This is a genomic window from Actinospica acidithermotolerans (genome assembly GCF_018139625.1).
GTDB classification, from domain to species: domain Bacteria; phylum Actinomycetota; class Actinomycetes; order Streptomycetales; family Catenulisporaceae; genus Actinospica; species Actinospica acidithermotolerans.
Genome location: NZ_JAGSOH010000012.1, coordinates 1 through 25,521, shown reverse-complemented (window position 1 = coordinate 25,521; position 25,521 = coordinate 1). Strand labels below are relative to the sequence as shown.

24 protein-coding genes are annotated in these 25,521 nt (G+C 71.6%); 5 read left to right on the top strand and 19 right to left on the bottom strand.

The features are described 5' to 3' along the window. Nucleotides 1-12: 12 nt before the first annotated feature. The 12 genes from KDK95_RS06985 to KDK95_RS06940 all read right to left on the bottom strand — a co-directional run bounded on the left by KDK95_RS06985 (nucleotide 13) and on the right by KDK95_RS06940 (nucleotide 10,718). Nucleotides 13-729 carry a phosphoadenylyl-sulfate reductase gene (locus tag KDK95_RS06985; RefSeq protein ID WP_212517198.1) on the bottom strand — a complete coding sequence of 239 codons (717 nt, stop codon included), beginning with the start codon at nucleotides 727-729 and terminating at the stop codon, nucleotides 13-15. Further along, complete coding sequence (locus tag KDK95_RS06980) at nucleotides 726-905, bottom strand: hypothetical protein (protein WP_212517197.1); 180 nt, start codon at nucleotides 903-905, stop codon at nucleotides 726-728. Before KDK95_RS06980 ends, KDK95_RS06985 begins: the two co-directional genes overlap by 4 nt. 150 nt (nucleotides 906-1,055) lie before the next feature. Next, the gene (locus KDK95_RS38155; RefSeq protein WP_372463275.1) at nucleotides 1,056-1,142 is read right to left on the bottom strand and encodes a putative leader peptide; all 87 of its coding nucleotides are present in this window, start codon (nucleotides 1,140-1,142) and stop codon (nucleotides 1,056-1,058) included. A 219-nt stretch (nucleotides 1,143-1,361) separates the two neighbouring features. Continuing rightward, nucleotides 1,362-1,880, bottom strand: a complete 519-nt coding sequence (locus KDK95_RS06975; RefSeq protein WP_212517196.1) for a protein-tyrosine phosphatase family protein — start codon at nucleotides 1,878-1,880, stop codon at nucleotides 1,362-1,364. 32 nt (nucleotides 1,881-1,912) lie between these two features. After that, entirely contained in the window at nucleotides 1,913-3,070 is a 1,158-nt protein-coding gene (locus KDK95_RS06970) for an acetyl-CoA C-acetyltransferase (RefSeq protein ID WP_212517195.1), read from the bottom strand. Between the two features lie 151 nt (nucleotides 3,071-3,221). Further along, on the bottom strand, nucleotides 3,222-4,964 hold the full coding sequence (locus KDK95_RS06965; RefSeq protein ID WP_212517194.1) for a nitrite/sulfite reductase: 1,743 nt from the start codon (nucleotides 4,962-4,964) through the stop codon (nucleotides 3,222-3,224). A 54-nt stretch (nucleotides 4,965-5,018) separates the two neighbouring features. Next, nucleotides 5,019-5,150: a hypothetical protein gene (locus KDK95_RS36750; RefSeq protein ID WP_282971250.1), complete on the bottom strand. Its 132-nt coding sequence runs from the start codon at nucleotides 5,148-5,150 to the stop codon at nucleotides 5,019-5,021. A 262-nt stretch (nucleotides 5,151-5,412) separates the two neighbouring features. Beyond that, a complete protein-coding gene (locus tag KDK95_RS06960) occupies nucleotides 5,413-6,444 on the bottom strand; it encodes a S1C family serine protease (protein WP_212517193.1) in 1,032 nt (343 codons plus the stop codon). Nucleotides 6,445-6,727: 283 nt separating this feature from the next. Continuing rightward, on the bottom strand, nucleotides 6,728-7,411 hold the full coding sequence (locus KDK95_RS06955) for a LutC/YkgG family protein (protein WP_212517192.1): 684 nt from the start codon (nucleotides 7,409-7,411) through the stop codon (nucleotides 6,728-6,730). Further along, on the bottom strand, nucleotides 7,408-8,850 hold the full coding sequence (locus tag KDK95_RS06950) for a lactate utilization protein B (RefSeq protein WP_212517191.1): 1,443 nt from the start codon (nucleotides 8,848-8,850) through the stop codon (nucleotides 7,408-7,410). Before KDK95_RS06950 ends, KDK95_RS06955 begins: the two co-directional genes overlap by 4 nt. Next, nucleotides 8,847-9,569: a (Fe-S)-binding protein gene (locus tag KDK95_RS06945; protein ID WP_212517190.1), complete on the bottom strand. Its 723-nt coding sequence runs from the start codon at nucleotides 9,567-9,569 to the stop codon at nucleotides 8,847-8,849. The genes KDK95_RS06950 and KDK95_RS06945 overlap by 4 nt, the downstream gene beginning before the upstream one ends. Nucleotides 9,570-9,662: 93 nt before the next feature. Next, nucleotides 9,663-10,718: a C40 family peptidase gene (locus KDK95_RS06940; RefSeq protein WP_212517189.1), complete on the bottom strand. Its 1,056-nt coding sequence runs from the start codon at nucleotides 10,716-10,718 to the stop codon at nucleotides 9,663-9,665. Nucleotides 10,719-11,204: 486 nt separating this feature from the next. On the opposite strand from KDK95_RS06940, the gene KDK95_RS06935 reads away from it, so the two are divergent. Continuing rightward, complete coding sequence (locus KDK95_RS06935; RefSeq protein WP_212517188.1) at nucleotides 11,205-11,477, top strand: hypothetical protein; 273 nt, start codon at nucleotides 11,205-11,207, stop codon at nucleotides 11,475-11,477. A 128-nt stretch (nucleotides 11,478-11,605) separates the two neighbouring features. Here the strand turns inward: KDK95_RS06935 and KDK95_RS06930 are convergent, their stop codons facing one another. From KDK95_RS06930 to paaN, 3 genes are all read right to left on the bottom strand, one after another. Further along, nucleotides 11,606-12,076: a DUF2231 domain-containing protein gene (locus tag KDK95_RS06930; RefSeq protein ID WP_212517187.1), complete on the bottom strand. Its 471-nt coding sequence runs from the start codon at nucleotides 12,074-12,076 to the stop codon at nucleotides 11,606-11,608. 69 nt (nucleotides 12,077-12,145) lie between these two features. Then, entirely contained in the window at nucleotides 12,146-12,730 is a 585-nt protein-coding gene (locus KDK95_RS06925; protein ID WP_212517186.1) for a DUF2087 domain-containing protein, read from the bottom strand. Nucleotides 12,731-12,915: 185 nt separating this feature from the next. After that, a complete protein-coding gene (gene paaN / locus KDK95_RS06920; RefSeq protein ID WP_212517185.1) occupies nucleotides 12,916-14,592 on the bottom strand; it encodes a phenylacetic acid degradation protein PaaN in 1,677 nt (558 codons plus the stop codon). 222 nt (nucleotides 14,593-14,814) lie between these two features. Here paaN and KDK95_RS06915 point away from each other — a divergent pair, with 222 nt between their 5' ends. Continuing rightward, the gene (locus tag KDK95_RS06915; protein ID WP_307844222.1) at nucleotides 14,815-15,402 is read left to right on the top strand and encodes a TetR/AcrR family transcriptional regulator; all 588 of its coding nucleotides are present in this window, start codon (nucleotides 14,815-14,817) and stop codon (nucleotides 15,400-15,402) included. A 178-nt stretch (nucleotides 15,403-15,580) separates the two neighbouring features. On the opposite strand, the gene KDK95_RS06910 is transcribed toward KDK95_RS06915, so the two are convergent. After that, nucleotides 15,581-17,713 carry an LCP family glycopolymer transferase gene (locus KDK95_RS06910; protein ID WP_212517184.1) on the bottom strand — a complete coding sequence of 711 codons (2,133 nt, stop codon included), beginning with the start codon at nucleotides 17,711-17,713 and terminating at the stop codon, nucleotides 15,581-15,583. 379 nt (nucleotides 17,714-18,092) lie between these two features. Between KDK95_RS06910 and pdhA the strand changes: the two genes are divergently transcribed. Then, nucleotides 18,093-19,223, top strand: coding sequence for a pyruvate dehydrogenase (acetyl-transferring) E1 component subunit alpha (gene pdhA, locus KDK95_RS06905; protein ID WP_212517183.1), 1,131 nt, complete (start codon nucleotides 18,093-18,095; stop codon nucleotides 19,221-19,223). A gap of 44 nt (nucleotides 19,224-19,267) precedes the next feature. Then, complete coding sequence (locus KDK95_RS06900; protein WP_212517247.1) at nucleotides 19,268-20,230, top strand: alpha-ketoacid dehydrogenase subunit beta; 963 nt, start codon at nucleotides 19,268-19,270, stop codon at nucleotides 20,228-20,230. Between the two features lie 7 nt (nucleotides 20,231-20,237). Here the strand turns inward: KDK95_RS06900 and KDK95_RS06895 are convergent, their stop codons facing one another. From KDK95_RS06895 to KDK95_RS37620, 3 genes are read right to left on the bottom strand one after another with little or no spacing between them, the layout of a single operon-like run. After that, a complete protein-coding gene (locus KDK95_RS06895; protein WP_212517182.1) occupies nucleotides 20,238-21,035 on the bottom strand; it encodes an MBL fold metallo-hydrolase in 798 nt (265 codons plus the stop codon). Between the two features lie 15 nt (nucleotides 21,036-21,050). After that, complete coding sequence (locus KDK95_RS06890) at nucleotides 21,051-23,042, bottom strand: DUF5919 domain-containing protein (protein ID WP_212517181.1); 1,992 nt, start codon at nucleotides 23,040-23,042, stop codon at nucleotides 21,051-21,053. 45 nt (nucleotides 23,043-23,087) lie between these two features. Then, nucleotides 23,088-24,686 carry a Rieske 2Fe-2S domain-containing protein gene (locus KDK95_RS37620; RefSeq protein WP_212517180.1) on the bottom strand — a complete coding sequence of 533 codons (1,599 nt, stop codon included), beginning with the start codon at nucleotides 24,684-24,686 and terminating at the stop codon, nucleotides 23,088-23,090. 205 nt (nucleotides 24,687-24,891) lie between these two features. Here KDK95_RS37620 and KDK95_RS06880 point away from each other — a divergent pair. Further along, the coding region (locus KDK95_RS06880) for an LLM class flavin-dependent oxidoreductase (RefSeq protein ID WP_212517179.1) at nucleotides 24,892-25,521 on the top strand (630 nt) is incomplete at its 3' end.

Sequence of the window (25,521 nt, the reverse complement as noted above, 5' to 3'; positions counted from 1 at the left end):
CAGTCTCCTTCGTCACGTGTGCAGTCCGCACTCGGTCTTGGCGAACCCGGCCCAGCGTCCGGCCCGCGGGTCCTCCCCGGGGGCGGTGCGCCGGGTGCAGGGGGCGCACCCGATCGAGGTGTATCCGTCCTGGAAGAGCGGGTTGACCAGCACGCCGTGCTTCTCGGCGTACTCCTGCACGTCTTCGTCGGTCCACGCGGCGATCGGCGAGATCTTCACCATGCCGCGCTTGGCGTCGAAGTCCACGACGCGGATGTCCTTGCGGGTCGGGGCGTCCACCCGGCGCATCCCGTTGATCCACGCCGTGTACGGGGAGAGCCCGCGCTCGAGCGGCTCGACCTTCCGCAGCGCGCAGCACTGCTCGGGGTTGCGCTCGAACAGGTTCGCGCCGTACTCGGCGTCCTGCTCGGCGACGGTCTGCCTCGGGGTGACCGAGACCAGGTTCACGTCGTAGACCGCGGCGACCGCGTCACGCGTGCCGATCGTCTCGACGAAGTGGTAGCCGGTGTCCAGGAACAGCACGTCGATGCCGGGCACCACGGTCTGCGCCAGGTGCACCAGGTGCGTGTCCGCCATCGACGACGCCAGTACGAGGTTCGACCCGAAGGTCTGCCCGGCCCACGCCAGCACCTCGGCGGCCGGCCGGTCCGCGAACCGGGCCTCGGCCTCGTCGGCCAGCGCCCGCAGCGCGTCCTCGGTCGTCTCGGATCGTGATATGAGCGCGGTCATGACTTGGATACCGCCAAACTGCTGAGACCGACGAAGTTCAGACGGAAGACCCGCGCGCACGCCCGGCACAGCCACACGCCGTGGCTGGCCTCCGGCTTGTCGCCGGACAGCACCTCGGGACGCAGGTCCTCATCGCCGCAGTACGGGCAGTACTGCGGTGCGGCTCGTTCGCTCACGGCGAGTCCTCTTCCGGGATAGGCGTGGTCGGGCCTGGCCGGAGCCGGAAGGAGTGGAATGTCCCGTCCGACGCATCAGCCCGGCCCGCGTGGCGCGCCTCGGGCGCCGGATGCGGCGCGCGATCGAGGCGGTGTCGACGGCGGCGGGGGTCAGCGGGTGGGCAGACAGACTGCGCTGGAAACGCGCTTGAGGTCGACGTGCAGCCGACCTACGAGGGCGATTCCGGAGCGGGACATGATTCGAGATTGCCATCCCGAGGCGTCCGCGTCTACCTCGTCCCGCTATGCGGACCGAGGTGTGAGACGCGGCACATGAGCTCTCGCGGGCCGGCTAGCGCGATCGGCCGCCGTGAGCGGGGTGGAGTTCCGGGATGGTGGTACGGCCGGCTTTCGCAGGCGGGCGGGGTGAGGGCAGCAGCCTTGCCGCCCCCACCGCCGGGTGCCGAAGGCCCGGCCTCAGCCGGCGAAGCGGGCCACCATTTCGCTCTGCCAGCGCGATTCCGGCCAGCCGTCGTGCTTGGTGCGCAGCCGCTGGACCCGGTCCAGCCAGCCGACGACCTCGTCCGGGTCGTAGCCGCGGGCGGTGAGCGCGCAGGCGATCACCGTGCCGGTGCGGCCGATCCCGGCCCGGCAGTGCACCACGACGTTGCGGCCCTCGTCGAGCAGCGAGCAGACCTTCGCGACGGCCGCGCGCAGCTCGAGCTCCTCGTGCACCGGGTCCGGCGGCAGGCCGCCGTTCACCAGGTCGTGCAGGGTGAACACGTGCCGCTCGAGCGGGGCCGGGCTGTAGTTGCCGAAGCCGATGAGCGAGACGACGGTGTCGAAACCGAGCTCGGAGAGCCGGCTGAAGTCGAAGTTGTCCGCGGGCAGGGCCATGCCGGCCAGCCGCGCCTTCTCTCCGCGCTGCGCCCACCAGAGCCAGGGCGGCCCCGAGACGACCGCGTCGTCGGGCTGCGGGAGTTCGATCATCGCCATAGTGCGAGCCTAACCGGGCGGGGGTGGTCTGTTCAGAGTCTTTCGATGATCGTCACGTTGGCCTGGCCTCCGCCCTCGCACATCGTCTGCAGTCCGTAGCGCCCCCCAGTGCGCTCCAGCTCGTGCAGCATCGAGGTCATCAGCCGGGCGCCGGTCGCGCCGATCGGGTGGCCGAGCGCGATCGCCCCGCCGTTGACGTTCACCTTCGCCGGATCGCAGCCTGTTTCCCGCAACCAGGCCAGTACGACGCTGGCGAACGCCTCGTTGATCTCTACCAGGTCGACGTCCCCGATGTCGAGCCCTGTCTTGCGCAGCGCGTGGGCGGTGGCCGGGATCGGGGCCGTCAGCATCATGATCGGGTCGTCCGCGCGCACCGAGAGGTGGTGGATCCGCGCCCGCGGCGTCAGCCCGTGCACCCGGACGGCGTCTTCGGAGGCGATCAGCAGCGCCGCCGAGGCGTCGTTGGTGGGGGAGGAGACCGCCGCCGTCAGCCGGCCGCCGTCGGCCAGGGTCTTGAGGCCGGCCATCTGCTCCAGGCTGGTGCCGCGGCGCGGCCCCTCGTCCACGGCGAAGCCCTGGTACGGCGCGATCTCGCGCTCGAAGTATCCGGCGTCGATCGCGGCCACGGCCCGGGTGTGCGAGCGCAGCGCCCACTCCTCCATCTCGGCCCGGGAGATGTCCCACTTCTCGGCGATCCGCTCGGCGCCGTGGAACTGGCTGACCGGCTGCTCGCCGTAGCGCTCCCGCCAGCCCGTCGAACCGGCGAAGGGCCCCTCGGTCATGCCGAGCTTCTCCACCGCACCGACGCCCGAGTACCAGAGCGGGATCTGCGACATCGACTGCACGCCGCCCGCGACGACGAGGTCCGAGGTGCCGGACATCACCGCCTGCGCGGCGAAGTGCACGGCCTGCTGCGAGGAACCGCACTGCCGGTCGATGGTGACCCCCGGCACGTGCTCGGGCAGCCCGGCCGCGAGCCAGGCCGTGCGCGCGATGTCCGTGCTCTGCGGCCCGACGTTGTCGATGCAGCCGAACACGACGTCGTCCACCGCGCCCGGGTCCGCCCCGGTGCGCTCCATCAGGGAACGGAGAACGTGCGCGCCCAGGTCGGCGGGGTGCACGGCGCTGAGCGCGCCGCCGCGCCTGCCGACCGCGGTCCGCACCGCGCCGACGATGTACGCCTCTGTCATGGGGCCAGGGTACTGCGCGAAGGCCGGATTGTTACCGTGCGGTAAGCGACAGGCGTGTAACTCCTGTATTCCGCTTTGACCTGCCTACACGCTGCGTCCACGCGGCTACGTTCGCTTCCTGCTCCGTGTCTTCGACCTATCGCCGGGTGGCCTAGCCGAGTTCGGCTTCCGAGGCCCGCACGGTCCACTGCGCGAAGGACTCGCCCTCGTGCCGCCCCGCCTGGAAGTTCTTCAGCACCCGCTCGATGTAGTCGGGCAGTTCGGACGCGGTGACCTTGAGCCCGCGCACCTTGCGGCCGAAGGAGCCCTCGTCGTCCAGGTCCGAGCCGAAGTGGCCGCCGAGGTGCACCTGGAAGCCCTCGACCTGCTCGCCGTCCTTGTTCCGGACGAGCTGGCCCTTGAGCCCGATGTCGGCGGTCTGGATCCGGGCGCAGGAGTTCGGGCAGCCGTTGACGTTCACCGTCACCGGCGTGTCGAAGTCCGGCAGCCGCTTCTCCAGCTCGTCGATCACGTCCGAGGCCAGCGCCTTGGTCTCGACGATCGCCAGCTTGCAGAACTCGATGCCGGTGCACGCCATCGTGTGCCGCCGGAAGACGCTCGGCCGTACCTGCAGGTCCAGCGCGGCCAGCGCCTCGACCAGCGGCTCGACCCGGTCCCGCGGCACGTCCAGGATCAGCATCTTCTGGTCGGCCGTGGTGCGGATCCGCTCCGAGCCCGCGGCCTCGGCGAGGTCGGCGATCTTCGCCAGCGTCGGTCCGTCGACCCGGCCGACCCGCGGCGCGAAGCCGACGTAGAAGTTGCCGTCCTTCTGCTCGTGCACGCCCACGTGGTCGCGCTCGGTCGGCGGCACGAACGCCGGCGCCGGGCCGTCGATCAGCCCGCGCTTGAGGTACTCGGTCTCCAGCACCTCGCGGAAGCGCGCCGGACCCCAGTCGGCCATCAGGAACTTCAGACGCGCGCGGTTGCGCAGCCGGCGGTAGCCGTAGTCGCGGAAGATGCCGGCCACCCCGGCCCAGACCTCGGGGACCTCCGCCAGCGGAATCCAGGCCCCGAGCCGCTTCGCGAACTGCGGATTCGTGGACAGGCCGCCGCCGACCCAGAGGTCGAATCCCGGCCCGTGCTCCGGGTGCACGACGCCGACGAACGAGATGTCGTTCGCCTCGTGCACCACGTCCTGCAGGCCGGAGATGGCGGTCTTGAACTTGCGCGGCAGGTTCGAGAACTCGCGGGAACCGATGAAGCGCTCGTTGATCGCCTCGATCGCCGGGGTGCCGTCCAGGATCTCGTCCTTCGAGACGCCGGCGACCGGCGAGCCGAGGATGACGCGGGGGACGTCGCCGCACGCCTCGGTGGTGCTCAGGCCGACGCCCTCGAGGATCTTCCAGATCGTCGGGACGTCCTCGATGCGGATCCAGTGCAGCTGGATGTTCTGCCGGTCGGTGATGTCCGCGGTGCCGCGCGCGTAGTCCGTCGAGACGGTCGCGATCGCGCGCAGCTGGGCCAGCGTCAGCCGGCCGCCGTCGATGCGCACCCGCAGCATGAAGTACTTGTCGTCCAGCTCCTCCGGCTCGAGCACAGCGGTGCGCCCGCCGTCGATCCCGGGGCGGCGCTGGGTGTAGAGGCCCCACCAGCGCATCCGGCCGCGCAGGTCGGCGCCGTCGATCGAGTCGAAGCCGCGGTGCGCGTAGATGTTCTCGATCCGCGCGCGGACGTTGAGGCCGTCGTCGTCCTTCTTCACCTGCTCGTTGCCGTTGAGCGGGGTGAAGTGCCCCTTCGCCCACTGCCCCTCGCCGCGGTGCCGGTGGATCTGGTGCGACTTCACGCTCGCGGTCCGCCGCGGCGCGGCGCCGGGGTCCTGGGCGGAGGCGTTCGGACGCGACTCTGCAGTCGTCATGGAGGGAATCCTTCAACGTGACGTGATGAAGCGGGCGGCGGGCTTGGAGGCTGGCTACGCCCGACAGATCGCGCTGGAGCTGCGGCCGAAGTCCACGTGCCGACGCGAGACCAGCGCGACGCCGAGGTCGCGCACCCGCAGACGCGCCGCGGCGCGCGCGACGGGTCGGTCTATGGCAGGGGACATGTCCCCAGGTTTGCACCCGAGCCGGGGGGACGTCCAGCCGATCCCAGAATCCGGACCGCACGTGAGACGCCACGGCGCGTCGCCCCGTGCCTGCCGGCGCCGTCGCGCGCCCGGACCGGTCGCGGTTCGGCGCGCCTCCCGCCGCGGTTTCCGGAGGCCGGCGCGCTCATCCGGTTCGCGACGGGACCGGTGACGGCGGTGCCGTCGAGAGCTTGAGCAGCTTCCGGGGCTATGCCGTGTCAGAGACGGACCAGGAGACGGACTAGGAGACCTGGAGGGTCCCGAGGGTGACCTCGACCGTGCTCTTCGTGCCGTTCGCCTCGGTGAAGCCGACCGGCACCTTCTGGCCCGGGCTGAGCGTCGCGAGCAGCGCCGACAGGGCCTCCATGGACGTGATCTGGACCTTGTCGACGGAGGTGATGAGGTCGCCGGGAACGATGCCGGCGTTGGCGGCCGGCCCGCCGGACGTGACTTCCACCACGCCGACGCCGACCGGGTTCGCGTTGGAGTCGATGACGGTGCGGCCGGTGATGCCGAGCGAGGCGAGGCCGGAGTCGACGACCTTGCCGTGGGTGACGATCTGGTCGGCGATCCGCTTCGCCTCGTTCGAGGGGATGGCGAAGCCGATGCCCGGGTGCGCGCCGCCGAGGTTCTGGTCCACGGCGGTCAGGGTCGGGATCCCGACCACGTGGCCGTTCAGGTCGACCAGCGCGCCGCCGCTGTTGCCGGAGTTGATCTCCGCAGAGGTCTGGATCATGTCGGTCAGGGTGGCGGCGGGCGTGTTCTCGCTCTTCGGCTCGGTGACGGTGCGTCCGGTCGCGGAGATGATGCCGTCGGTCGACGAGCTCGAGAGCCCGATCGGGTTGCCCATCGCGAGCACGATCTGCCCGACCGCCGCCTTGGAGGAGTCGGCCCAGGTCACCGGCTTGAGCCCGGACGGCGGATTCGTCAGTTTGATCACCGCGAGGTCGCCCTGCGGGAAGCGGCTGACGAGCGTGGCGGCGAAGCCCTCTCCGGAGGTGGACAGGGTGACCGTGTACGTGTCCGAGCCGGCGACGACGTGGTTGTTGGTGACGATGTCGCCCTGGGTGTCGAGGATCTCCCCGGTTCCGAGCGAGCTGGGGCTCGTGATCTCCACCACCGAGGGCATCACCGAGGCGATGACGTCCTCGTAGTTGGTCTGCAGGCTCGCCCCGCCCGGACTCGACGTCGAGCTCGCCGAGCCGGATCCCGACGAGGTGCAGCCGCCGAGTGCCAGCGCCCCGATTCCCAGTACCGCGACCACGCCAAGCACTCGTGTCCGCACCTTGGACCACCATCCCGTATCCCGGCGGGGCTAGCCGCTCTGCTCTGATCCAGCAGACATCCCCCCGCGGCTCCCCGCACGCCGACCACGTGCAGCCTGGGCCGAACGGGCTACGCGGCGCCGAGACCCGCCTACGCGGCGCCGAGCAGTACGACGTCGAGGGTGCGGGGGCCGAACGGGCTACGCGGCGCCGAGACCCGCCTATGCGGCGCCGGGCAGTACGACGTCGAGGATGCGGGGGCCGAACGGGCTACGCGGCGCCGGGACTCGCCTACGCGGCGCCGAGCAGTACGACGTCGAGGATGCGGGGGCCGTGGACGCCCTCGACGCGATCGAGTTCGATGTCACTGGTCGCGGACGGGCCCGCGATCCAGGTCTGCGGACGAGTCGGCACGAGGGCGCCGACCGCGAAGGCCTGTGGGACGGAGCCGACGATCTGTTCCGGCACGCGCACGACGCAGATGTGGTGGTCGGGCACGAGGGTGAGCAGCCTACGTCCTTGACCGGGGCCGCCGTCGAGGACGATGGTGCCGGTCTCGGCGATGGCGAGTGCGCAGCCGCTGATGACCGAGTGCACGGCATCGAGGCGCTGCGCGGTCAGATCGGGGCTGTCGTGAATGAGCGTGACCTCCGGCGGGACCCGCGTGAGCCAATCCTCCGGCAGTCCGCCCGGCACGGCGGCGCTCCTCGACCCGCGCTCGGCCAGCAGCCGTGCGACGGTGACGGCGATCTCGGCCTCGCCGCTGCGATGGACGTGCGCCCGGTATTCGGCGAGGTTCTCGGCGAGCAGATCGATGTTCTCGCCCGCGGAGCGCGCGCCGTGCACCGCCAGATAGTCCCGGTCGACCTCGCTCCGCTCCCCGCGCGGCACGTCGGCCAGCGCTCTGCGGACCCGCCGGAGGATCTCCTCACGCGCGCTTGTAGCGCTTCTAGCGCTTCCGGTCGTCTCGGTCATCGGTGGTTCTCCTTCCACCACTGGCGGAAGGTCTGCTTCGGCAGCTCCGGGAGGTCGCGGGTCTCGGTCCACGCCTTGGCCGGGCCGAGGGGGAGCTTGCGGTCCGGGGGCAGCAGCCTGCGGGCCTTGATCGCGGCGGCCTCGGCGGCGCGGTAGGCGGCCGGATGGGTCATGGCGTAGGTGGCAGCCTGCATGGCGGCGCGTTCGGCACGGTGGCCGGGTTCGGCGTCGGCGACGCGGGCGCGGAGGTGGACGAGGACCTCGGGGATGTCGATGGCGACCGGGCAGGCCTCGAAGCAGGCGCCGCACAGGGACGAGGCGTAGGGGAGTGAGGCGTCGATCTCGCTCGCGGTGCCGCGCAGCTGCGGGCTGAGGATGGCGCCGATCGGGCCCGGGTAGGCTGAGCCGTAGGCGTGGCCGCCGGCGCGCTCGTAGACCGGGCAGACGTTCAGGCACGCGGAGCAGCGGATGCAGCGCAGGGCCTGGCGGCCGACGGTGTCGGCGAGGGTGTCGGTGCGGCCGTTGTCGAGCAGGACGAGATGGAACGTGCGCGGGCCGTCGCCCGCGGCCGTGCCGGTCCACATCGTCGTGTACGGATTCATCCGCTCGGCGGTCGAGGAGCGGGGAAGCAGCTGGAGGAAGACCTCGAGATCGCGGAAGCTCGGGATGACCTTCTCGATGCCGACGACCGAGATCAGCGTCTCGGGCAGCGTCAGGCACATGCGGCCGTTGCCCTCGGATTCGAGGACGACCAGCGTCCCGGTCTCCGCGATCATGAAATTGGCACCGGAGACGGCGACCTTGGCGCGCAGGAACTTCTCCCGCAGGTGCAGCCGCGCCGCCTCGGCCAGATCGGCCGGAGCGTCGGTCAGCCCCTCCGGCGCGGGACGGCCGTAGCGGGCCATGTTGGCGCGGAAGATGTCGCGGATCTCGGTGCGGTTGCGGTGGATCGCCGGGACGAGGATGTGCGAGGGCAGGTCGTCGCCGAGCTGCACGATCAGCTCGGCCAGGTCCGTCTCGTAGGCCGCGACGCCCTCGGCGGCCAGCGCCTCGTTGAGGCCGATCTCCTGGGTGGCCATGGACTTCACCTTGACCACCTCGCGGATCTGATCGCCACCGCCGTCGGCGGCCTTGACCAGGCCGGCGACGATGCGGTTGGCCTCGGCGGCGTCCCGCGCCCAGTGGACCTGCCCGCCCGCCTCGGTGACCTTCGCCTCGAGCTGCAGGAGGTACTCGTCGAGATGGCGCAGCGTGTGGTCCTTGATGGCCTTGCCGGCCTCGACGAGCTCGGCCCAGTCCTCGATCTCGGTGACGGCCTTCGCGCGCTTGTCGCGGATCGTGTGCGTGGCGCGGGTCAGATTGGCGCGCAGCCGTTCGTCCTTCGTGGCGGTGCGGGCCGCTTCGGGGAAGGAGGGCATCCCCAGGTAGACGTCCTTCATGCGCTCGCCCCGTACGGCGAGTCCGCGGTGGACGCCAGGACCTCGGCGAGATGCAGGGTCTTGATCGGCGCCTCGGATCGGCGGGCCGTACCGCCGATGTGCATCAGGCAGGAGTTGTCCGCAGCGATCAGGTATTCGGCGCCGCTCTCCACCGCGTGCGCCACCTTGTCGGCGCCCATGGCCGCCGAGACGTCGGGGTTCTTCACCGAGAAGGTCCCGCCGAATCCGCAGCACTCCTGCGCGCCCGGCAGCTCCACGAGCTCGAGGCCTGCGACGCGGCGCAGCAGCCGGGTCGGCCGGTCGCCCAGCTTGAGCAGTCGCGAGGAGTGACAGGTCGGATGATAGGCGACCCGGTGCGGGAAGTACGCGCCCACGTCCTGCGCCCCGAGGACGTCCACGAGGTACTCGGTGAGCTCGTAGACCGGCGGCGGATCGTCCGCGCCGAGCAGCCTCGGATGCACGTCGCGGACGAAGGCGCCGCAGGAGCCCGAGGGCACGACGACGGCGTCGTACCCGCGGAAGTCGCCCGCGAACTTCTCCGCCAGCGGCTTGGCCTCGGCCGGATAGCCGGTGTTGTACTGCATCTGCCCGCAGCAGGTCTGCGCCTCGGGGAAGTCGACCTCGACCCCGAGGCGCTCCAGGACGCGTACCGCGGCGATCCCGGTGCTCGGGAAGGCCACGTCGTTGACGCACGTGACGAACAGGGCGATCTTCGGCATCGCGGCTCGGCGCTCCTCGATTCATCGGAGGTCTGGACTCTGCTGCGATGCTACTGCGCCCCGCCGACACCGGGCCAGCGCCCGGCGGGATTCTCAGCTGCTGAGCTCCGTGGTGGGAAGGATCTGCCTGGCCGCGGTGACCGGCATCATGTTCCAGCGGCCGTACTGGATCCGCTGCCCGGTGGTCGGCGCGTGGATGACCAGGCCGTTTCCCACGTACATGGCGACGTGCGCGCCGCCGAGGTAGAAGATCAGGTCGCCGGGCTGCAGATCGGCGGGATCCGGCGAGACCGCCTGGCCGGCGTCGATCTGATCCCACGTCACGCGCGGCAGCTGCACGCCGGCCGCCGCCCACGCGGCCTGGACCAGGCCGGAGCAGTCGTAGCTGGGATCGCCGGTGCCGCCCCACTGGTACCACATGCCCAGCTTCGACTCGGCGAAGTCGACCGCCGTCGCGGCCCGGCCGGCCGGCTGCGGCAGGTTCGCGATCTCCTGCGGGGTGATGCCCGCGTAGTCCATCGACCAGCGCTGGGCCGACGTCAGCTGGTCGAGCAGCGCCTGCGCCTGCCGCTCCCCGGCGAGGATCTGCGCCCGCGCCGCCGCGGCCCGCGACTCGTCGTCCGCCTGCTGCTCCATGGCCTGCGAGGCCTCGGCGCGGAACTGCACGAGCTGCTGCTGTTGCTGAAGAACCCTTTTCAGTCCGACGGATTCGCCGCGGCTGAGCGACTGAAGGCTGACCGCGCGCTGCAGGAATTCATCGGGTTGCTGCGCGAACATAAGCTGCAAGGTGGGATCGACGCCGGCGCCGCGATATTGCGTTTCGGCCAATTGACCTAACGATCCGTAGTATTTATTGACCTGCAGCTGAATCGTCGACGCCGTGGACTGAATGGCGTCGACCTTCTGCTGAAGCGCCGCCATGTCCTGGGACGCCCGGTCGTAGCGCTGCGTCGCGATCTCCGACTGCGCCCGCAGGCTCTGCACCTGCGCCGTGACCGACTGCACCGTCAGCGCCTGGCTCGTCGCCGGCGCGCACACCGCCGCCGCGATTCCCACCGCCGCGGCCGACGACGTCACCGCGCCGACCCTGCGCCCGCCGCTCGCCGCGACCGGCCCGACCACGCGGTTCGCCCGTTTGTGAGACACCATCGCGGCACCACTCCAGACCAGGGACCTGCGACCGGGCGGGGACCCCGGTCGACCGATACCGCGTCACCCTAGCCAGGGGTGACCGGCTGGGCGCGCAGGGTGAGCGCCGCTTTGCCGGATCGTTACCGCGCCTCTGTGCTTTCGGCCGCAGTTGCCCGTTTTCCGGCGCCCGTTCGGGGTACGGCGGGCCTGGTGGCGCGCCCGGAGCGGCCGATTGCGCCCGGCCGGGGAAAAATTCGGCGACAGGGTTGCGGCGGGCCCCTAGAATCTTCGATTCAGTGAGACAAACCGTACGCTCAACCCATGAGCGGATATTTGACAACCCGGACCCGCTCCCCGAAGCGAATCAGTACCACGGAGGCATCCATGTCGGCACAGGCGATTTCCGCGGCAGGCCCAGCGCCTACCCCTGTGCCCCCCTGCCGGCCGTCCCGCACCCGGTCGCGACGCCCGTCCGCCGCCGAGGCCGCCGAGGCCGCGGAACCGATGGACGACGGCCTCGGCTGGAGCGAGCCGGAGATCGCCGAGCTCGCCCGCCTCGCGCCCGGACTGCTGCCCGGCCGGATAATGACCTGCGATCCGGTCGGCGCCCTGGTGCTGACCGAACTCGGCGCCACCGCCGCGACCTACTGCGCGTCGCTGCTGCTGGCCGTCGCCCGCGCCCGCTCCGCCGGCCGCCTGTGGCCCAAGCCGGGCGACCGCGTGGCGCTGCGCCGGTGGCCGGACGGCCCGGTCACGGTGGAAGGCGTCGTCGCCTGACTCCCCAGGCCCCTCCTCAGGGGCCGCAGACCCCCTGACAACGCCTGGCAACGTCGAAGAGCCCCCCACCCGGTCCACCGCGGGTGCAGGGGCTCTCGGCGTCTCGCGAGGCCTTGCGGCGCTGCTTGCTACTTGTTCGAGGTCTTCACGATGCCGCCCCACGCGGCCCGCGCGCCCGAGTCGCCGACCTGGACGACGCGCACGAGGCAGATCGCGCTCGCGCCGATGGCGAGCGCCGCGATGACGACCATCGCCGCGTGGTGGTCCGCGTAGCCGCGCCTCTCGGCCAGCGCCAGCGCCAAAGCCAGCACGGCCACCGCGGCGACGAACCAGACCAGCGTGCCGCCGAGCGCCTTGTGCTGCGCGGCCACGGTCTGCAGGTACGAGTTGTGGTTGTACAGCTGCGTGCCCGCGAGCTGCGTCGCGTACGTCACCGGCACCATGATCACGGCGAGCGCCGCGACCCACCAGCCGAACCGGCGGCGCCAGGCAGGCCGGATCGCGATGGCGAGGACGCCCAGGCACGCCAGCGGTATGCCGACCACCGTCACGTGGATGATCAGTATGTGCGTGGGCAGTCCGAACACGGTGTACGGCATGGAAGCGTCCTCAACTGGCGTCTCGACTCATTGTTCAAACGGCAACAACGTACGCGCTTGCGTAAAGGTTCAAACGTCTACCGTCCCACCTGTGCGCCAATAGAAACCGTCCTCGCGGGAGAGGAAGGCCGAGTCGATCAGGTAGCGGCGCAGGGCGGCGTAGTCGGGGTAGAGGTCGCGCAGCACCATGTTCACCTCGGCCTCGGCGTACCGGGTGCCGGGTTCGAAGGCCTGCGCGACCTCCTCGAGCACGATCTGCCGCTTGCCGAACTTCTCCGGCAGGTAGACCAGCTTGCCGTCCTGGAAGCAGTTGAGCAGCACCGAAAGGCGCGCCGGATCGGTGGTCGAGAAGGCCTTCGCGGCCGCCTCGTCGCGCTGCCGGTTGAGCTCGCTCAGGGCTCGGCGGAAGACCTCGGGGGCCGCCGTGTAGCGGTCCCCCCGCGTTCCGCGGACCAGGCCGAGGGCGCCCAGGTTGGCCAGCGCGCGGCCGGTCTCCGCCGCGTCGGCGCCCGCCGCCGCGGCGAGCTGGGCCGCCGTCAGCCCCTCGGGCGGGTCGGCGAGCACCAGCGCGGCGAAGACCCGCAGCTTGGCGGTGTCGGCGAGCACGGCCACCAGTTGGCGCGGGTCGGGGACCCGCTGATCGTTGTCCTCCATATCGGCGGAGCCTAGTTGAGCCCGTCGCCACGACGCAGGGGGATTTTCGCTCACGGGCCACTACCTACCCGCGCGGCGCACCGCTTTCACCGGCTTTTCCGGTCAACCCACCAGTTCCCCGCGCAGCGGCAGTTCCCGCGAGGACGGGCCGACCTTGACGCCGAACTGGCCGCCGGGCCGGGCCGCTACGCCGGCCGCCGCGACTGGATGAACCGGAACCGGCCCGCGACGAAAGCGTGGTCGGCGTAGGTGGCGTTGGCCGCGGGGTTGGCGCCGGTGCCGTGGTAGTCGGAGAAGGCGGCGGACTGGTTGACGTAGATGGGGCCGACGAGGTTGATCGAGAGGTTGGCGCCCGCCTCCCAGGTCGCTTCCTCGACGGCGCGGATGACCGCTTCGCTGTCGGCGTACACGGCGGCGGTCAGGGCGCCGTGGGCCTTGACGGACTCGCGGTAGATGTCGATCGAGTCCTGCGTCGAGTCGGTGGTGATGATGAAGGAGATGGGGCCGAACCACTCGTGGGTGTAGATGTCGGCGTCGACGGCGTCCACAGCGGCTATCAGGGGGGTGCGGATCGCGGCGTCGGGGAAGTCGGGGTGGGTGACGGCGCGTGAGGCGAGGACCGTCTTGCCGACGCCGGCGGCGCGGTCCAGCCGATCGAGGATGAATGGGTTGACGACGGCGCCGAGGATGGCGGTGGCGCGCGCGTCGTCGCCGAGGAGTTTCTCGACGGCTCCGGCGAGGTCGGCGGCGAACTCCTCGGGGGACTTGCGCTCGTCCCCGACCTGGATGCCGCCGCGAGGGACGAGGATGTTCTGCGGGGTGGTGCACATCTGCGCGGTGTACAGGGACAGGGAGAACGCGAGGTGGCCCAGCGCCGCCGGGTACTCGTCGTCGCGGAAGGAGTCGACGATGACCGTGTTGATGCCGGCCTTCTCGGTGTAGACCTGCGCTTGGCGGGCGTTCGCCTCGAGCCAGTCGCCGAACTCGTTCGAGCCGGTGAAGTCGATGATCTTCACCTCGGGGCGCAGCGCGAGGGTCTTGGCCAGGCCCTCGTCCTTCGCCTCGGGGGCGAGGGCGACGAGGTCGGGGGAGAAGCCCGCCTCCCCGAGCACCTCGCGGGCCGTCTCGACGGTGAGTGCGAGCGGGGCGACGGCGCAGGGGTGCGGCTTGACCAGCGCCGCGTTGCCGGTGACCAGCGAGGCGAACAGGCCGGGGTAGCCGTTCCAGGTCGGGAAGGTGTTGCAGCCCACGACGAGGGCGACGCCGCGCGGGGCGGCGATCCACTTCTTCGCCAGCCGGGTCGGCTCGCCGCGGCCGGTCGGCTTCTCCCACAGCACCTTGTCCGGATGCGCGTTCAGCGCGGAGTAGCCGTACGCCACCGCCTCCAGGCCGCGGTCCTGGGCGTTCGGGCCCGCCGCCTGAAAGGCCATCATGAAGGCCTGGCCGGTGGTGTGCATCGCGGTGTACGCGACCTCGAAGCTTCTGGCGTTGAGCCGGCAGAGGATCTCGATGCACACGGCCGCGCGGGCCTCGGCGCCGGCGTCGCGCCACGCGGGGATCGCCGCCTGCATCGCGGGGATCAGCACGTCCGGGTCCACGTGCTCATAGCTGAAGCCGAGCTCGAACCCGTACGGGGAGACCTCCGCGCCCACGGTCGTCCCGTCCGCTCCGGTCTGCCCGAGCGACCACGTGGCGCCGTGCCGCGCCTCGAAGGCCGCCTGGGCGCGGTCCTTCGCCTCGGCCGGGTAGGCCTTGGCGTTCTCCGGGAACCGCGAGTAGTACCCGCGGGAGCGGATCGCCCCGAGGGCCGCGTCCAGGGTCGGACGGTGCCGGGCGATGAGTTCGGCGACGGTGGCGGTCATCAGGGCTCCTCGTGCTCGGCGGGTCGACGCGGGTTCGGGTCGGGTCGGTTCTGTCCGGTTCGGTTTCAGCGGTGACGCGTTTTACGGCCGGTTCGGTCCGAGCCAGACTAACCGACCGTTCGGTAGGATCGAAGGGGCTTGCGTGCGGGATCGCGCGGCGGCGACCTGCGGCCGCGCGGGGCCCTTCGACGCGGCGACGCCCGCAGAGAGGAGGTTTCCGCAGTGGCGGCGACCAAACGCGCGGATCGGCACACCCCGGAGTCGCTGCTGGCCGTGGCGGTGGACGTGTTCAACGTCCGCGGCTACGACGGCACCTCGATGGAGGATCTGGCCAAGGCCGCGGGGATCACCAAGTCCTCGATCTACCATCACGTCGCGGGCAAGGAGGAGCTGCTGCGCCTCGCCGTCTCCCGCGCGCTCGATGGGCTGTTCGGCGTACTGACCGAGCCGGGCGCGACGCAGGGGCGCGCCGTCGACAGGTTCGCGTACGTGATCCGGCGTGAGTGCCTGGTGCTGGTCGAGAAGCTGCCCTATGTCACGCTGCTGCTCCGGGTGCGCGGGAACACGGCGACCGAGCGCGAGGCGCTGGCGTCGCGCCGCGAGTTCGATCACCGGGTCGCCGAGCTGGCCGCGGCCGCCATCGCGGACGGGGACCTTCGGGCGGATCTCGACCCGCGGCTCACGGCGCGGCTGGTGTTCGGCCTGGTCAACTCAGTGGTCGAGTGGTACCGCGCGGAGGGGCCGGACTCGGGTCCCGCGGTCGCGGACGCGCTGGCCTCGCTGGTGCTGGACGGACTCCGGCCGCGCTGAGGCGGCCGGGGCACGGAAGTCCGCCGGGCCGGACCGGACCACGGCGCAGCCGCCGCCCCGCTCGATCGCGCCCTCGCCTCAGCCCACGTACTCTCACGTACTCGCCGCCGCCGCGCAGGCCCCGGTCAGCGAGCCGGGCCCGAAGCCGCCCGGCCTCACCGAAGCTGCGGCCGACGGCCTACTTGGAGGCCATGCTCAGCGTGCCGCTCTCCACCGGGATGCACTCGTTCTCCGAGCCGCTCGCGAAGCTCTCGTGCGAGTCGGCGGGGGCCGTGGCGGCGCCGCTGGTGTTCACCGAGGGGGTGGAGGCCGTGCTGCCGGTTCCGGCGCCGAGCTTGGTGCCGCTGGTGAAGTCGGTGCCGATGAAGACGCTGACGCCCTTCCAGTTCGTCGTCGCCGACACCTCGGAGGTCGAGATGCCGAGCGCGGCGGCGACCGCGTCGGCCTCGGCGCGGGTGGCCTCGTTCGGGTCGTAGGTGACCTGGCTCGCCGAGACCGTCGAGGCGTTGCCCGCGGAGACGGTGTTGCTGAAGCCGTCCGAGATCAGCCCCTGCTTGACCGTCGTGGCCCGGCCGCTCACGCCGTCGGCGTTGTAGACGTTCACCGGGACCGAGCCCTTGTCCACGCTTGCGGAGGTGGACGCGCTGGCCGCGGCGGTCGGGGAGGCGGCGGCGCTGGTGGCCGACTTGGCGGAGCTGGAAGTGCTGCTCTTGGTCGTGTTGGTGAACGAGGTCGAGCCCTGGATCGCCGCGAACACCGCCTTGGCGGCCGAGGACGGGATGACCCGGCTCTGGTTGTTCGGGTCGTACTCCCACGGCATCGTCAGCATCGTGATGTTCTTGGTGGGCACCCGGTTCAGGCTCTCGACCAGGCCCTCCAGGTTCGTCAGGCCCGCGTAGTTGTCGCTCACGGTCATCGCCTTGGCCGCCGCCTGGCCGATCGAGATCAGCTGGGTGACGTCGCTGAAGTTCATGCTCTTGCGCAGCGTCTGGATCATCTGGGCGAGGAAGTAGTGCGTCGCCTCCTCGCGGCCGAGGTCCGAGCCGTCGAAGAAGGAGTGCCGGGTGCGCAGGAACTCGAGGACCTTGTCGCCCTGGATGGTGCTGGTGCCCGCGGGCAGCTTCAGGCCGGAGTCCTTGTCGTTCACGGCCGAGGTCACGCACACCGGGACGCCGCCGAGCGCGTTGGACATCGTGACGATGCCGCTGAAGTCGAACAGCATGTAGCCGGTGATGGTGATGCCGGTCAGGTAGTGGTCCGCGGCGACCTGGCACTCGGGGCCGTACTGCAGCGCGGAGTTGATCTGGTACGTGCTGTAGGAGCCGGTGAGCGTCGTGGTGCCGTTCTTCTCGGCGCAGTTCGGCAGGTAGGCGACGGTATCGCGCGGGATGGACAGGATCGTCGCGTCGGTGCCCTCGGCGGAGACGTGCAGGATCATCTCCGAGTCGGCGTTCGCGCCGGGACCGCAGTCGTTGCCGAGCTGGCAGTCGGCGGCCGTGTCCCGGGTGTCCGAGCCGATCAGCAGGATGTTCTGCGCGGTGTGGCCGTAGGGGTCGGCGGGCAGCGAGGCCTCGCTCATGCCGCTGGGCAGCAGCGCGGTGTGCTTGATCGAGCCGACGGTGGTCTCGTAGACGTACGCGCCGTAGCAGACCCCGGCGAGCACGACGACGCTCATGCCGAGCGCGGTCCACTTCGTGGCCTGCTTCATCTTCGAGGGCGGCCGGCCGGCCAGCTCCTGCTGCCTGGCCCAGGCGCGCTGCGCCTTGCCGTGCGGGTCCACCTCGTCGAGGTCGATGTCGTCGTTCACGTGGCTGGGACCGGCCGCGGCGGCACCCGCTCCGGCACCCTCGGCGGCGGCGCGCCGGCGGCGGCTGCCGCGGCTCTCCCCGAGCTCGTCACGGCCGGCCGCGTCCTCGCCCGGCGCGCTCCACACGTCGGCGCGGGCCGGCTCGGCGTCCCAGGGCTGCGCGGGGCGCTGCCGGGGCACGGCGCGCTCCTCGGGGTACCGGTCGCCGCCCTGCGGAGCGCGCGGCGGGGCCTGCCGGTAGCCGCCGGGCGGCTGCGCCCGGCCGTAGCCCGGGCCGCCCTGCGGGTTCTGATACGGGTCGCCCTGGCCGTAGCCGGGCGCGCCGCCCTGGCGCCGGCCCTGGCCGGGCGCGCCCTGGTTCTGCCCCTGGCCGTAGCCGGGCCCGCGGCCCTGGCCCTGCTGCGGCGGGCGGCCGTAGCCGGACGGCGGCTGCTGCGGAGGCGCGTACGGGTCGTACCGCGGGTCCTCGTCCCCGGGATACCAGCCTCGCCCGCCGTCGCTCATGCAGACCGACTTCCTTTCCGGTGCCCTGCCGAACCTTCTGATCGAATATCTGCTTAACCCCGACTCCATCGTCGCCCATTCGGTTGCAGATCCGGAGACCGGATTGTCGCAAGTTCGCTGCATCTCCGAGACGGTCGCCCCGAGATGTCATGATGAGTACTGATATTCGCGACTAATCGCCGTAACCGGTGGGAAAGGGACAGGGCGCCGGCTCGGCGGCCGGGCCGCGCCGCGTGGTAAGGCCTGATCGGACGGGGGTTGGCCCTCGGCGCTGTCCGCACTCTGGACAAGGCGTGGGGCCCGCGGCCAGACTGGGAGCACAACCTACCGACCGTCCGGTCGGTAACTGGACACCGCTGGATCAGCCGATGGAGACCCCATGACGCTGCTGGATCTGTCCGCGCGAGACCGGGAGGGCAAGGCGGCTACCGCCGTCCGACCCGTCTGGGACAGTGAGCCCTTGCGCTACCTGGACGAGCACGGGGCGCCGGTGGAGGGCGGCATCCGCCCGACCCCGGCGCTGCTCGACCCGGGCGCGCTGCTGCGCGGGTACCGGGCGCTGCGCTTCGCCCGCGCCTTCGACACCGAGGCGACCAACCTGGTGATGCAGGGGCGGCTGGCGGTCTACCCGTCGTGCCGCGGCCAGGAGGCCTGCGAGGTCGCCGCGGTGCACGCCCTCGAGGAGCAGGACTGGCTGCTGCCGACCTACCGCGACTCCGCCGCGCTCGTGCTGCGCGGGATCCCGGCCGTGGACGCGCTGACGCTGCTGCGCGGCACGTGGCACTGCGGCTACGATCCCAAGCAGTGGCGCACCATGCCGCAGTGCACGCCGCTGGCCACCCAGGGCCCGCACGCCGTCGGCCTCGGCCTGGCCGCGAAGCTGGCCGGCGACCCGGCCGTGGCGCTGTGCTTCTTCGGCGACGGCGCCACCAGCGAGGGCGACTTCCACGAGGCGGCCAACAGCGCCGCCGTCTATCAGGCCCCTGTGGTGTTCCTGGTGCAGAACAACCAGTACGCGATCTCGGTGCCGCTGCACAAGCAGACGCACGCGATCAGCCTCGCGGACAAGGCGTCCGGCTACGGCATGCCCGGCATCCGCGTCGACGGCAACGACCTGATCGCGATGAACGCCGTGCTCGCCGAGGCCGTGCAGCGCGCGCGGACCGGCGGCGGCCCGACGCTGATCGAGGCGGTCACCTACCGCGTGCAGGCCCACACCAACGCCGACGACGCGGCCCGCTATCGGCAGTCGGCGGAGGTCGAGTACTGGCGTCGCCGCGACCCGATCGACCGGCTCGGCCGCTACCTGACCGCGCGCGGCGCCCTCGACGCCGCCGTCGAGGCGGAGATCGACGAGGAGTGCGAGCGCTACTGCGAGCAGATGCGCGCGCAGTTCGCCGAGGAGCCGTCCTACGACGCGGACGAGATGTTCGAGCACGTCTACGACGAGATGACGCCTCAGCTCAAGGCCCAGCGGGAGATGCTGCGCGCCGAGGAGGCGGCGAAGTGAGCCAGGGCACCGAGCAGATCTCCGCCCCGGCGGCCCCGCTGACCATGGCCAAGGCGATCAACGCCGCGCTGTCCGACGCGATGGCCGAGGACGACAAGGTGGTCGTCTTCGGCGAGGACGTCGGCGCGCTCGGCGGCGTGTTCCGGGTGACGGACGGCCTGGCCGCGAAGTTCGGCGACGAGCGCTGCTTCGACACGCCGCTGGCCGAGGCCTCGATCATGGGCACCGCGATCGGGATGGCCGTCTACGGCTTCAAGCCGGTCGTCGAGATGCAGTTCGACGCCTTCGCCTACCCCGCCTTCGAGCAGGTCTTCAGCCACCTCGCCAAGATGCGCAACCGCACCCGCGGCGCGGTCCCGGTCCCGGTCGTCGTGCGCATTCCGTACGGCGGCGGCATCGGCGGCGTGGAGCACCACAGCGACAGCTCGGAGTCCTACTTCGCGCACACCCCCGGACTGCACGTCGTCACCCCGGCGACCGTCGAGGACTCCTACAGCCTGCTGCGCGAGGCGATCGACTCGCCGGACCCGGTGATCTTCTTCGAGCCCAAGCGGCTCTACTGGAGCAAGGCGAACGTCGCGCTTCCGGCGCGCACCGGCAGGATCGGCACCGCCGCCGTGCGCAGGCAGGGCACGCACGCGACGCTCGTCTGCTACGGCCAGACCGTCCCCGTGTGCATGGCGGCGGCCGAGCAGGCGGCGAAGGAGGGCATCGAGCTCGAGGTGCTGGACCTGCGCAGCCTGGTCCCGCTGGACGACGAGGCGATCGAGAGCAGCGTCGGGCGGACCGGCCGCGCGATCGTCGTGCACGAGAGCGTCGGCTTCGGCGGCTTCGGCGCCGAGGTCGCGGCCAGGATCGCGGAACGCTGCTTCTACCGGCTCGAGGCCCCGGTGACCCGGGTCGCGGGCCTGGACATCCCGTTCCCGCCGCCGAAGTACGAGCACTGGTACCTGCCCGACGCCGACCGCGTGCTGGACGCGGTCGACCGGGCGATGGCCGCCGGTTGAGTCGCGGCTAGCGCAGCGCGACCCAGCTCCCGTGCGGCACCGAGCGCAGCACGCCGGAGAGCCCGGCCTCCTCGAAGGCGAGCTCGATCTCGGCTCTGCCCTCGGCGAAGTGCGCCCAGCCGTCGTAGTGCGCGGGCAGCACCACCGGCGCGCCGAGCACGGCAGCGGCCGCGGCGGCCCGGCGGCTGTCCAGCGAGAGGGGCCGGCCGCCGTGCCGGACCGGGACGCGGGCGGCGCCGGCGTGCAGGATCGCGGCGTCCACCCGCGGGCCCTGCTTCGCGATCTCGGCCACGACGCGGATCGAGGCGTTGTCGCCGCTCACGTAGACCGTCGGCAGGTCCTCGCCGGCCAGCAGGAAGCCGATGACCTCGCAGGTCACGAAGCCGTCCGCGTCGCGCTCCGCGTCCTCGGGCCCGTGCACGGCAGGGACCGCCGTCACGGTCAGCTCGCCGTTCCCGTCCGGCCGCGGCACGGCGTGGCTCGACCACGGCTTGAGCCCGACTGCGCGCCCGCCGAGCTGCGGGGCCGAGCTCTCGGTGGTGAGCACCAGCGGTGCCTCGAGGGTGAAGGCGCGGCCGCGCACGTCCAGGTTGTCGGCGTGCTGGTCGTGGCTGACCAGCACGACGTCGACCGCGCCGAGCTCCGCCGCGTCCACCGGCGAGTCGGTCAGCTTCGTCAGGTGCCCGCTCGGCCCGGCGTCGTCGAAGGTCGGGTCGGAGACGATGCGCAGCCCGCCGAGGTCGATCACCGTCGTCGGGCCGCCGAGCACGGTCGCGGCGCAGGCGCGCCGGGCCAGGTCGATCATGTCGCTCTCCTCATCTCATTCGACCAGGTCGAGGGCGCGCACCGGGACGCCGGGGTCCGCCGCGCCGTACAGCCGGGCGAAGGCGTCCCAGACCGGGACGTTCTCGTCCCGGATCAGCGGCTCGCTCAGCCAGAACTGCGCGCCGGGGGCCTCCTCGATCCAGGCGTGCACCGGGTGCCGCGGCTCGCTCGCGGCGACCAGCTCCTCGATCCGCGCCGAGGCCACGTGCCAGGTGCGGCCGACCTGCCAGGCGCGCACCAGCAGCCGCTCGCCCTGCACCATCGTGCCCTGGTTGCGCAGTATCACGTAGCGCAGCCCGTCCAGCGGGCGCGCGCGGGTCCAGATCTGCTCGAACTGGCCGACCGCGTAGACGCCGAGCTCGGAGTGTCGCTCGGTCTCCAGCTGCGAGGTCATCGACGAGCGCCTGCGGTAGGGCAGGAAGCCCACCAGCACCCGGTCGTCGATCTGGTGCACGCTGATCTCGGGCAGCTGGTCGTAGAGCCGCACCCGCAGCCGCTCCGGCTCGATCCCGCGGGACGGCAGCTGCGAGGCCAGGAAGCGCAGCCGCTGGATGTTGCGCTCGACCATCTGGTCGAAGTGGGTGTCCCGGATCTCCTTCGCCCGCTCGCGCGCGGCCGAGGTGGTCGGCGCGAGCAGCAGGACCCTGATCGTCGCGCCGTTGGCCATCGCCCGCAGCGCCGCCTGGACGAAGGCCTCGGCGCCCGCCGCGTCGCCGTCCTGGCCGATCAGGTTGGAGCTGGTGTCCAGCAGGCGCACGCTGCGCTCGGCCCCGGCCAGCCGCTGCAGGATCTGCGCGGTGGGCAGCCGGTCGAAGTCCAGGGTGCGGCCGCGCGGGACCGGCTGCTCGGAGGAGGGCCACATCTGGTAGAACGTCGGCGCGCCGCGGCGCTCGGCGCTGTACTTCCGGTCGTGCGCCTCCAGCAGCTGCCGGTGCAGCGTCGAATCGGACGGCACCGGCTCGGCCTCGTGCTCCTCGCCGCCGTGCTCGCCGAGCCAGAAGTGCTGGTCCGGCTTGATCCGCAGCGCCGCGTCGATCCGGCTGGAGATGTAGTACTTCTCCTCGCCGAGCTCCAGGTACCGCACCCACATCGGCTCGCTGTCCTCGGCGTGCGAGAGCCGGATCGGGGCCAGCCGGCGCACCGGGCGCGCGTCCTCCCAGAGCTCGTCGAACTTCTCCAGGATCTGCATGCCGGTCAGCGAGCCCGCCGCGATCTCCAGCTGCGGCGCCTCGTGCGCGAACTGGTAGGCGGGCAGCAGCGCGAACAGGACCGAGTTGTCGCGCTGGTAGAGGGTGAAGGGCGCGGCGACCGAGTAGAGCCGCAGCTCGAAGGCGCCGACGGCCGCGGCGGGCTGGACGGCTGCGGCGGCCGGCTCGGCGGCCCGCACCGGGTAGACGCCGGTGTCCTCGCTGTCCGAGCCGATCATCGGGATCGGCGGCGGCGCGCCGATCCGCCGCAGCGCCTGGGCGAGCTGCTGCTCCATCGTGCCCAGCGCGGAGATGTTGTTGTGGATCTGCCCGTCGATGGACAGGCCCGGGTACGACGCCTCCAGCTGCTCCTGGCGCAGCCGGGAGGCATCGGTGGCCGGGCTCATCAGCAGCACCTTGACGTGCACGCCGCGCAGCACCGCGTCGTGCAGCGCGGGCAGCGAGCGCAGCCCGTTGGTCGTGTCGAAGAGCCCTGAGTAGGTGTCCAGCACCCTGATCTCCCGCTCGGCCTGCGGGATGCGCCGGGCGAAGAGCCGGAAGTCGAGGTGGGCGTGCTGCCGGATCTGCACCGCGGCGCGGGAGACGATCGGCTCGATCATCAGCAGGATGACCATGCCGCCGAGCATGTCGCCGGCCGCGTTCAGCAGCAGGTTGGGCCAGAACCCGTGGGTGAAGCCGGTGATCACCGCGCCCGCCGACAGGCCGAGGATCAGCAGCGCGAGCGCGCTGAAGCCGACCAGCTTGGGCTTGCGGGTGTACCAGCGGCTGAGCCGGAGCATCCAGCCGAACGGAAGCAAGGGTCGTCCCCCTCGTCAGGGAGGCCCCTACCCCTGCTCGGCCTCCGGGATCCGCGGGTACTGCGCGTCCGCGCCGTCCGGTGACGCGGGCCTGGTCACCAGCTTGCGGTCGTCGCTGGTCAGGCACCGGCCATTATCGATGTCGAACTCCCAGCCGTGCAAGGCGCAGGTCAGCACACCGTCGCGTACGGTGCCGAAACGGGTGAGGTCCGCCTTCAGGTGCGGGCAGTGCCGCTGCACCACGTGCCCGTCCGCCAGCGCGAAGTCCTCCACGCCGGCGGACTCGGCGTAGTAGCCCTCGACGAAGGTCATGTGCTCGACCGAGAGCGACTTGAAGAAGGAGTACACGTACTCGTTGAACGGGCCCTTGCGGGAGGCCTGGAAGCGGCAGGACAGGAACAGCTCGTTCACCCAGTCGGGTGTGCGCTCGCGGACCAGCTTCTCGATCAGCGGCCGCTTGGCCCGGAAGGAGTAGCGCACCTCCTCGTCCGCGTACTGCTTGATCTTGCGGTCCAGGAAGTCGAAGACGATCTGCTCGTCCGGGCCGCCGTCCACGGCCTCGACCTCGAGCAGGATCCGGCCGTTGAGGCCCGAGCAGGTGTGGTCCGCGGTCTCCATCAGCGGCTGCACCCAGTCCTGCAGCTGGCCGACCAGGTCGGAGCGGTCCTGCGGCAGCGCGCGCAGGATCCCGTCGATGACCGGCTGGACCTTCTTCTTGTAGTCGGTCAGGTAGCCGCGCCGGTCGTCCCGGATCCGGGCCACCTCGCGCTCGGGGATCTGCTCGAGCTCGGCCCCGCCGTCCCCGGTCAGCTCCACGCTCGTGCCGGTCAGGAACAGGTGCGCCTTCTCGAAGCCCTGCTCCCTGAGGTAGTCCAGGAAGACGAACTGGTCCGGGAAGACGTTCGCCTCGTCGCGGTCGAAGTCGTTGAACTCCCACAGCTCGTCGTCCAGGAAGCAGGGCGGCCCGGCGAACGGGAAGACGTGCGCGGCCTGGTACTGCTCGATGTACTTCAGCGCGCGGGCCATGCCGTTGCGCCGCTTGCGGGTGCCGACGGTGTGCTTCATCCGCTCCGGGAAGTCGTAGACCATCGGGTACCAGATGGCGCCGGAGTACTGCAGGAAGTGGCCGTGCAGCGGGCCGAACTCCTCGATCGGGCCCGCCTCGACCGGCCGCGAGTCGTTCTGGTTGTAGATGCGCACCCGTCCGTCGTCCACGGCCAGGCCGGAGTCGCCGAGCGGCCCGTCGGTCGGCGAGACCAGCGCGTTGATCAGCACGCGCAGGCCCGAGTCGAGGGTGACCGCCTCGTTGTTGCGGGTCTGCACGAAGTGCCTGAAGCCGAGGTCCTCGAGCGCCACGCGCAGGTCGGGCACCGCGAAGTCCGGGAGCAGGACGGTGGCGTCCTTGTTCATGTGCGCCGCCAGCCAGTCCGGGTCGAAGTGGTCCCGGTGCAGGTGCGAGACGTACAGGTAGTCGGCGGCGCCGAGCGGGGCCGGATCGAGGACGGTGTTGTCCGGGAACGGCACCCAGGAGCCGAAGTAGGCCGGGGTGAACCAGGGGTCGCACACGATGGACCCGGCGGCCGACTCGATGAAAAGCCCGGCGTGGCCGATCGATGTGATACGCACTGCTCGCTCCTCGTGGTGTTCCGGTCACGCTCGGTCGGGGCGCGGCCGTCGCTGCTGTGGCGCCCGGGCCGGGGGCGCTCGTCCCAACCTATCGCGGACGCGGGCACTCCTTTCGTCACATGCTCGCGAGCCGGTACGGTTTCGGCCTGACACCCGATCGCGAATCCACGGCGATCCACGGCCTGGGGAGGAAGGCGCGGCGCCGATGCAGCAGGAGCAAGGGGACGTCCGGGGCAGCGGCCTCGGCGTTCTGGTGGGGGCCAGGGCCGACGGCGATCCCGTCGCGTCCGCGCACCTGGCCAGGCTCGCGGACGGCCTCGGGTTCGGCGAGATCATGATCGGCGAGGCCACCGGGCACGACGCCTTCGCGCTCGGCGCCGCGCTCGGCGAGGGTCCGGCCACGCTGTGCCTCGGGCCGCTGCCCGCGGCGGTGCGCGACCCGGTGACCACGGCCCGCGGCGCGGCCACCGTGGCGGCGCTCACCGGCCGGGGGACCGGCGTGGCGCTGGCCGCCTCCACGTCCACCGTGGTCGAGGAGTGGCACGGCCGCTCCCGCTCCGACGCGGTGACGATCGTCGCCGAGTCGGCCCAGGCGCTGCGCGGGCTGCTCGCCGGCGAGCCGGTGGACTACAACGGCGCGCTGGTGCGCACCAAGGGCTTCGAGAGCGCGCTGCCGCCGTCCCGCGCGCAGCTGTCGGTGCTCGCGTTCGGCGCCGAGCTGACCGAGGTCGCGGCGGCCCGCGCGGACCGGCTGATACTCCCGATCGGCACCGTGGAGCACGTCTCCCGGCTGCGCGCCCGGGTCCAGGCGGCGGCGGAGCGGGCGGGCCGGGAG

Coding starts and splice junctions, on each gene's coding strand:
- KDK95_RS06925 (WP_212517186.1), bottom strand. CDS start 12,730: ATGGAGGACAACGATCAGCGGGTCCCCGACCCGCGCCAACTGGTGGCC.
- KDK95_RS06910 (WP_212517184.1), bottom strand. CDS start 17,713: ATGAGCGACGGCGGGCGAGGCTGGTATCCCGGGGACGAGGACCCGCGG.
- KDK95_RS06955 (WP_212517192.1), bottom strand. CDS start 7,411: ATGACCGAGACGACCGGAAGCGCTAGAAGCGCTACAAGCGCGCGTGAG.
- KDK95_RS38155 (WP_372463275.1), bottom strand. CDS start 1,142: ATGTCCCGCTCCGGAATCGCCCTCGTAGGTCGGCTGCACGTCGACCTC.
- KDK95_RS06890 (WP_212517181.1), bottom strand. CDS start 23,042: ATGCTCCGGCTCAGCCGCTGGTACACCCGCAAGCCCAAGCTGGTCGGC.
- KDK95_RS06900 (WP_212517247.1), top strand. CDS start 19,268: ATGGCCAAGGCGATCAACGCCGCGCTGTCCGACGCGATGGCCGAGGAC.
- KDK95_RS06975 (WP_212517196.1), bottom strand. CDS start 1,880: ATGGCGATGATCGAACTCCCGCAGCCCGACGACGCGGTCGTCTCGGGG.
- KDK95_RS06970 (WP_212517195.1), bottom strand. CDS start 3,070: ATGACAGAGGCGTACATCGTCGGCGCGGTGCGGACCGCGGTCGGCAGG.
- KDK95_RS06940 (WP_212517189.1), bottom strand. CDS start 10,718: ATGGTGTCTCACAAACGGGCGAACCGCGTGGTCGGGCCGGTCGCGGCG.
- KDK95_RS06945 (WP_212517190.1), bottom strand. CDS start 9,569: ATGCCGAAGATCGCCCTGTTCGTCACGTGCGTCAACGACGTGGCCTTC.
- pdhA (WP_212517183.1), top strand. CDS start 18,093: ATGACGCTGCTGGATCTGTCCGCGCGAGACCGGGAGGGCAAGGCGGCT.
- KDK95_RS06895 (WP_212517182.1), bottom strand. CDS start 21,035: ATGATCGACCTGGCCCGGCGCGCCTGCGCCGCGACCGTGCTCGGCGGC.
- KDK95_RS06965 (WP_212517194.1), bottom strand. CDS start 4,964: ATGACGACTGCAGAGTCGCGTCCGAACGCCTCCGCCCAGGACCCCGGC.
- KDK95_RS36750 (WP_282971250.1), bottom strand. CDS start 5,150: ATGTCCCCTGCCATAGACCGACCCGTCGCGCGCGCCGCGGCGCGTCTG.
- paaN (WP_212517185.1), bottom strand. CDS start 14,592: ATGACCGCCACCGTCGCCGAACTCATCGCCCGGCACCGTCCGACCCTG.
- KDK95_RS06985 (WP_212517198.1), bottom strand. CDS start 729: ATGACCGCGCTCATATCACGATCCGAGACGACCGAGGACGCGCTGCGG.
- KDK95_RS06935 (WP_212517188.1), top strand. CDS start 11,205: ATGGACGACGGCCTCGGCTGGAGCGAGCCGGAGATCGCCGAGCTCGCC.
- KDK95_RS06930 (WP_212517187.1), bottom strand. CDS start 12,076: ATGCCGTACACCGTGTTCGGACTGCCCACGCACATACTGATCATCCAC.
- KDK95_RS06950 (WP_212517191.1), bottom strand. CDS start 8,850: ATGAAGGACGTCTACCTGGGGATGCCCTCCTTCCCCGAAGCGGCCCGC.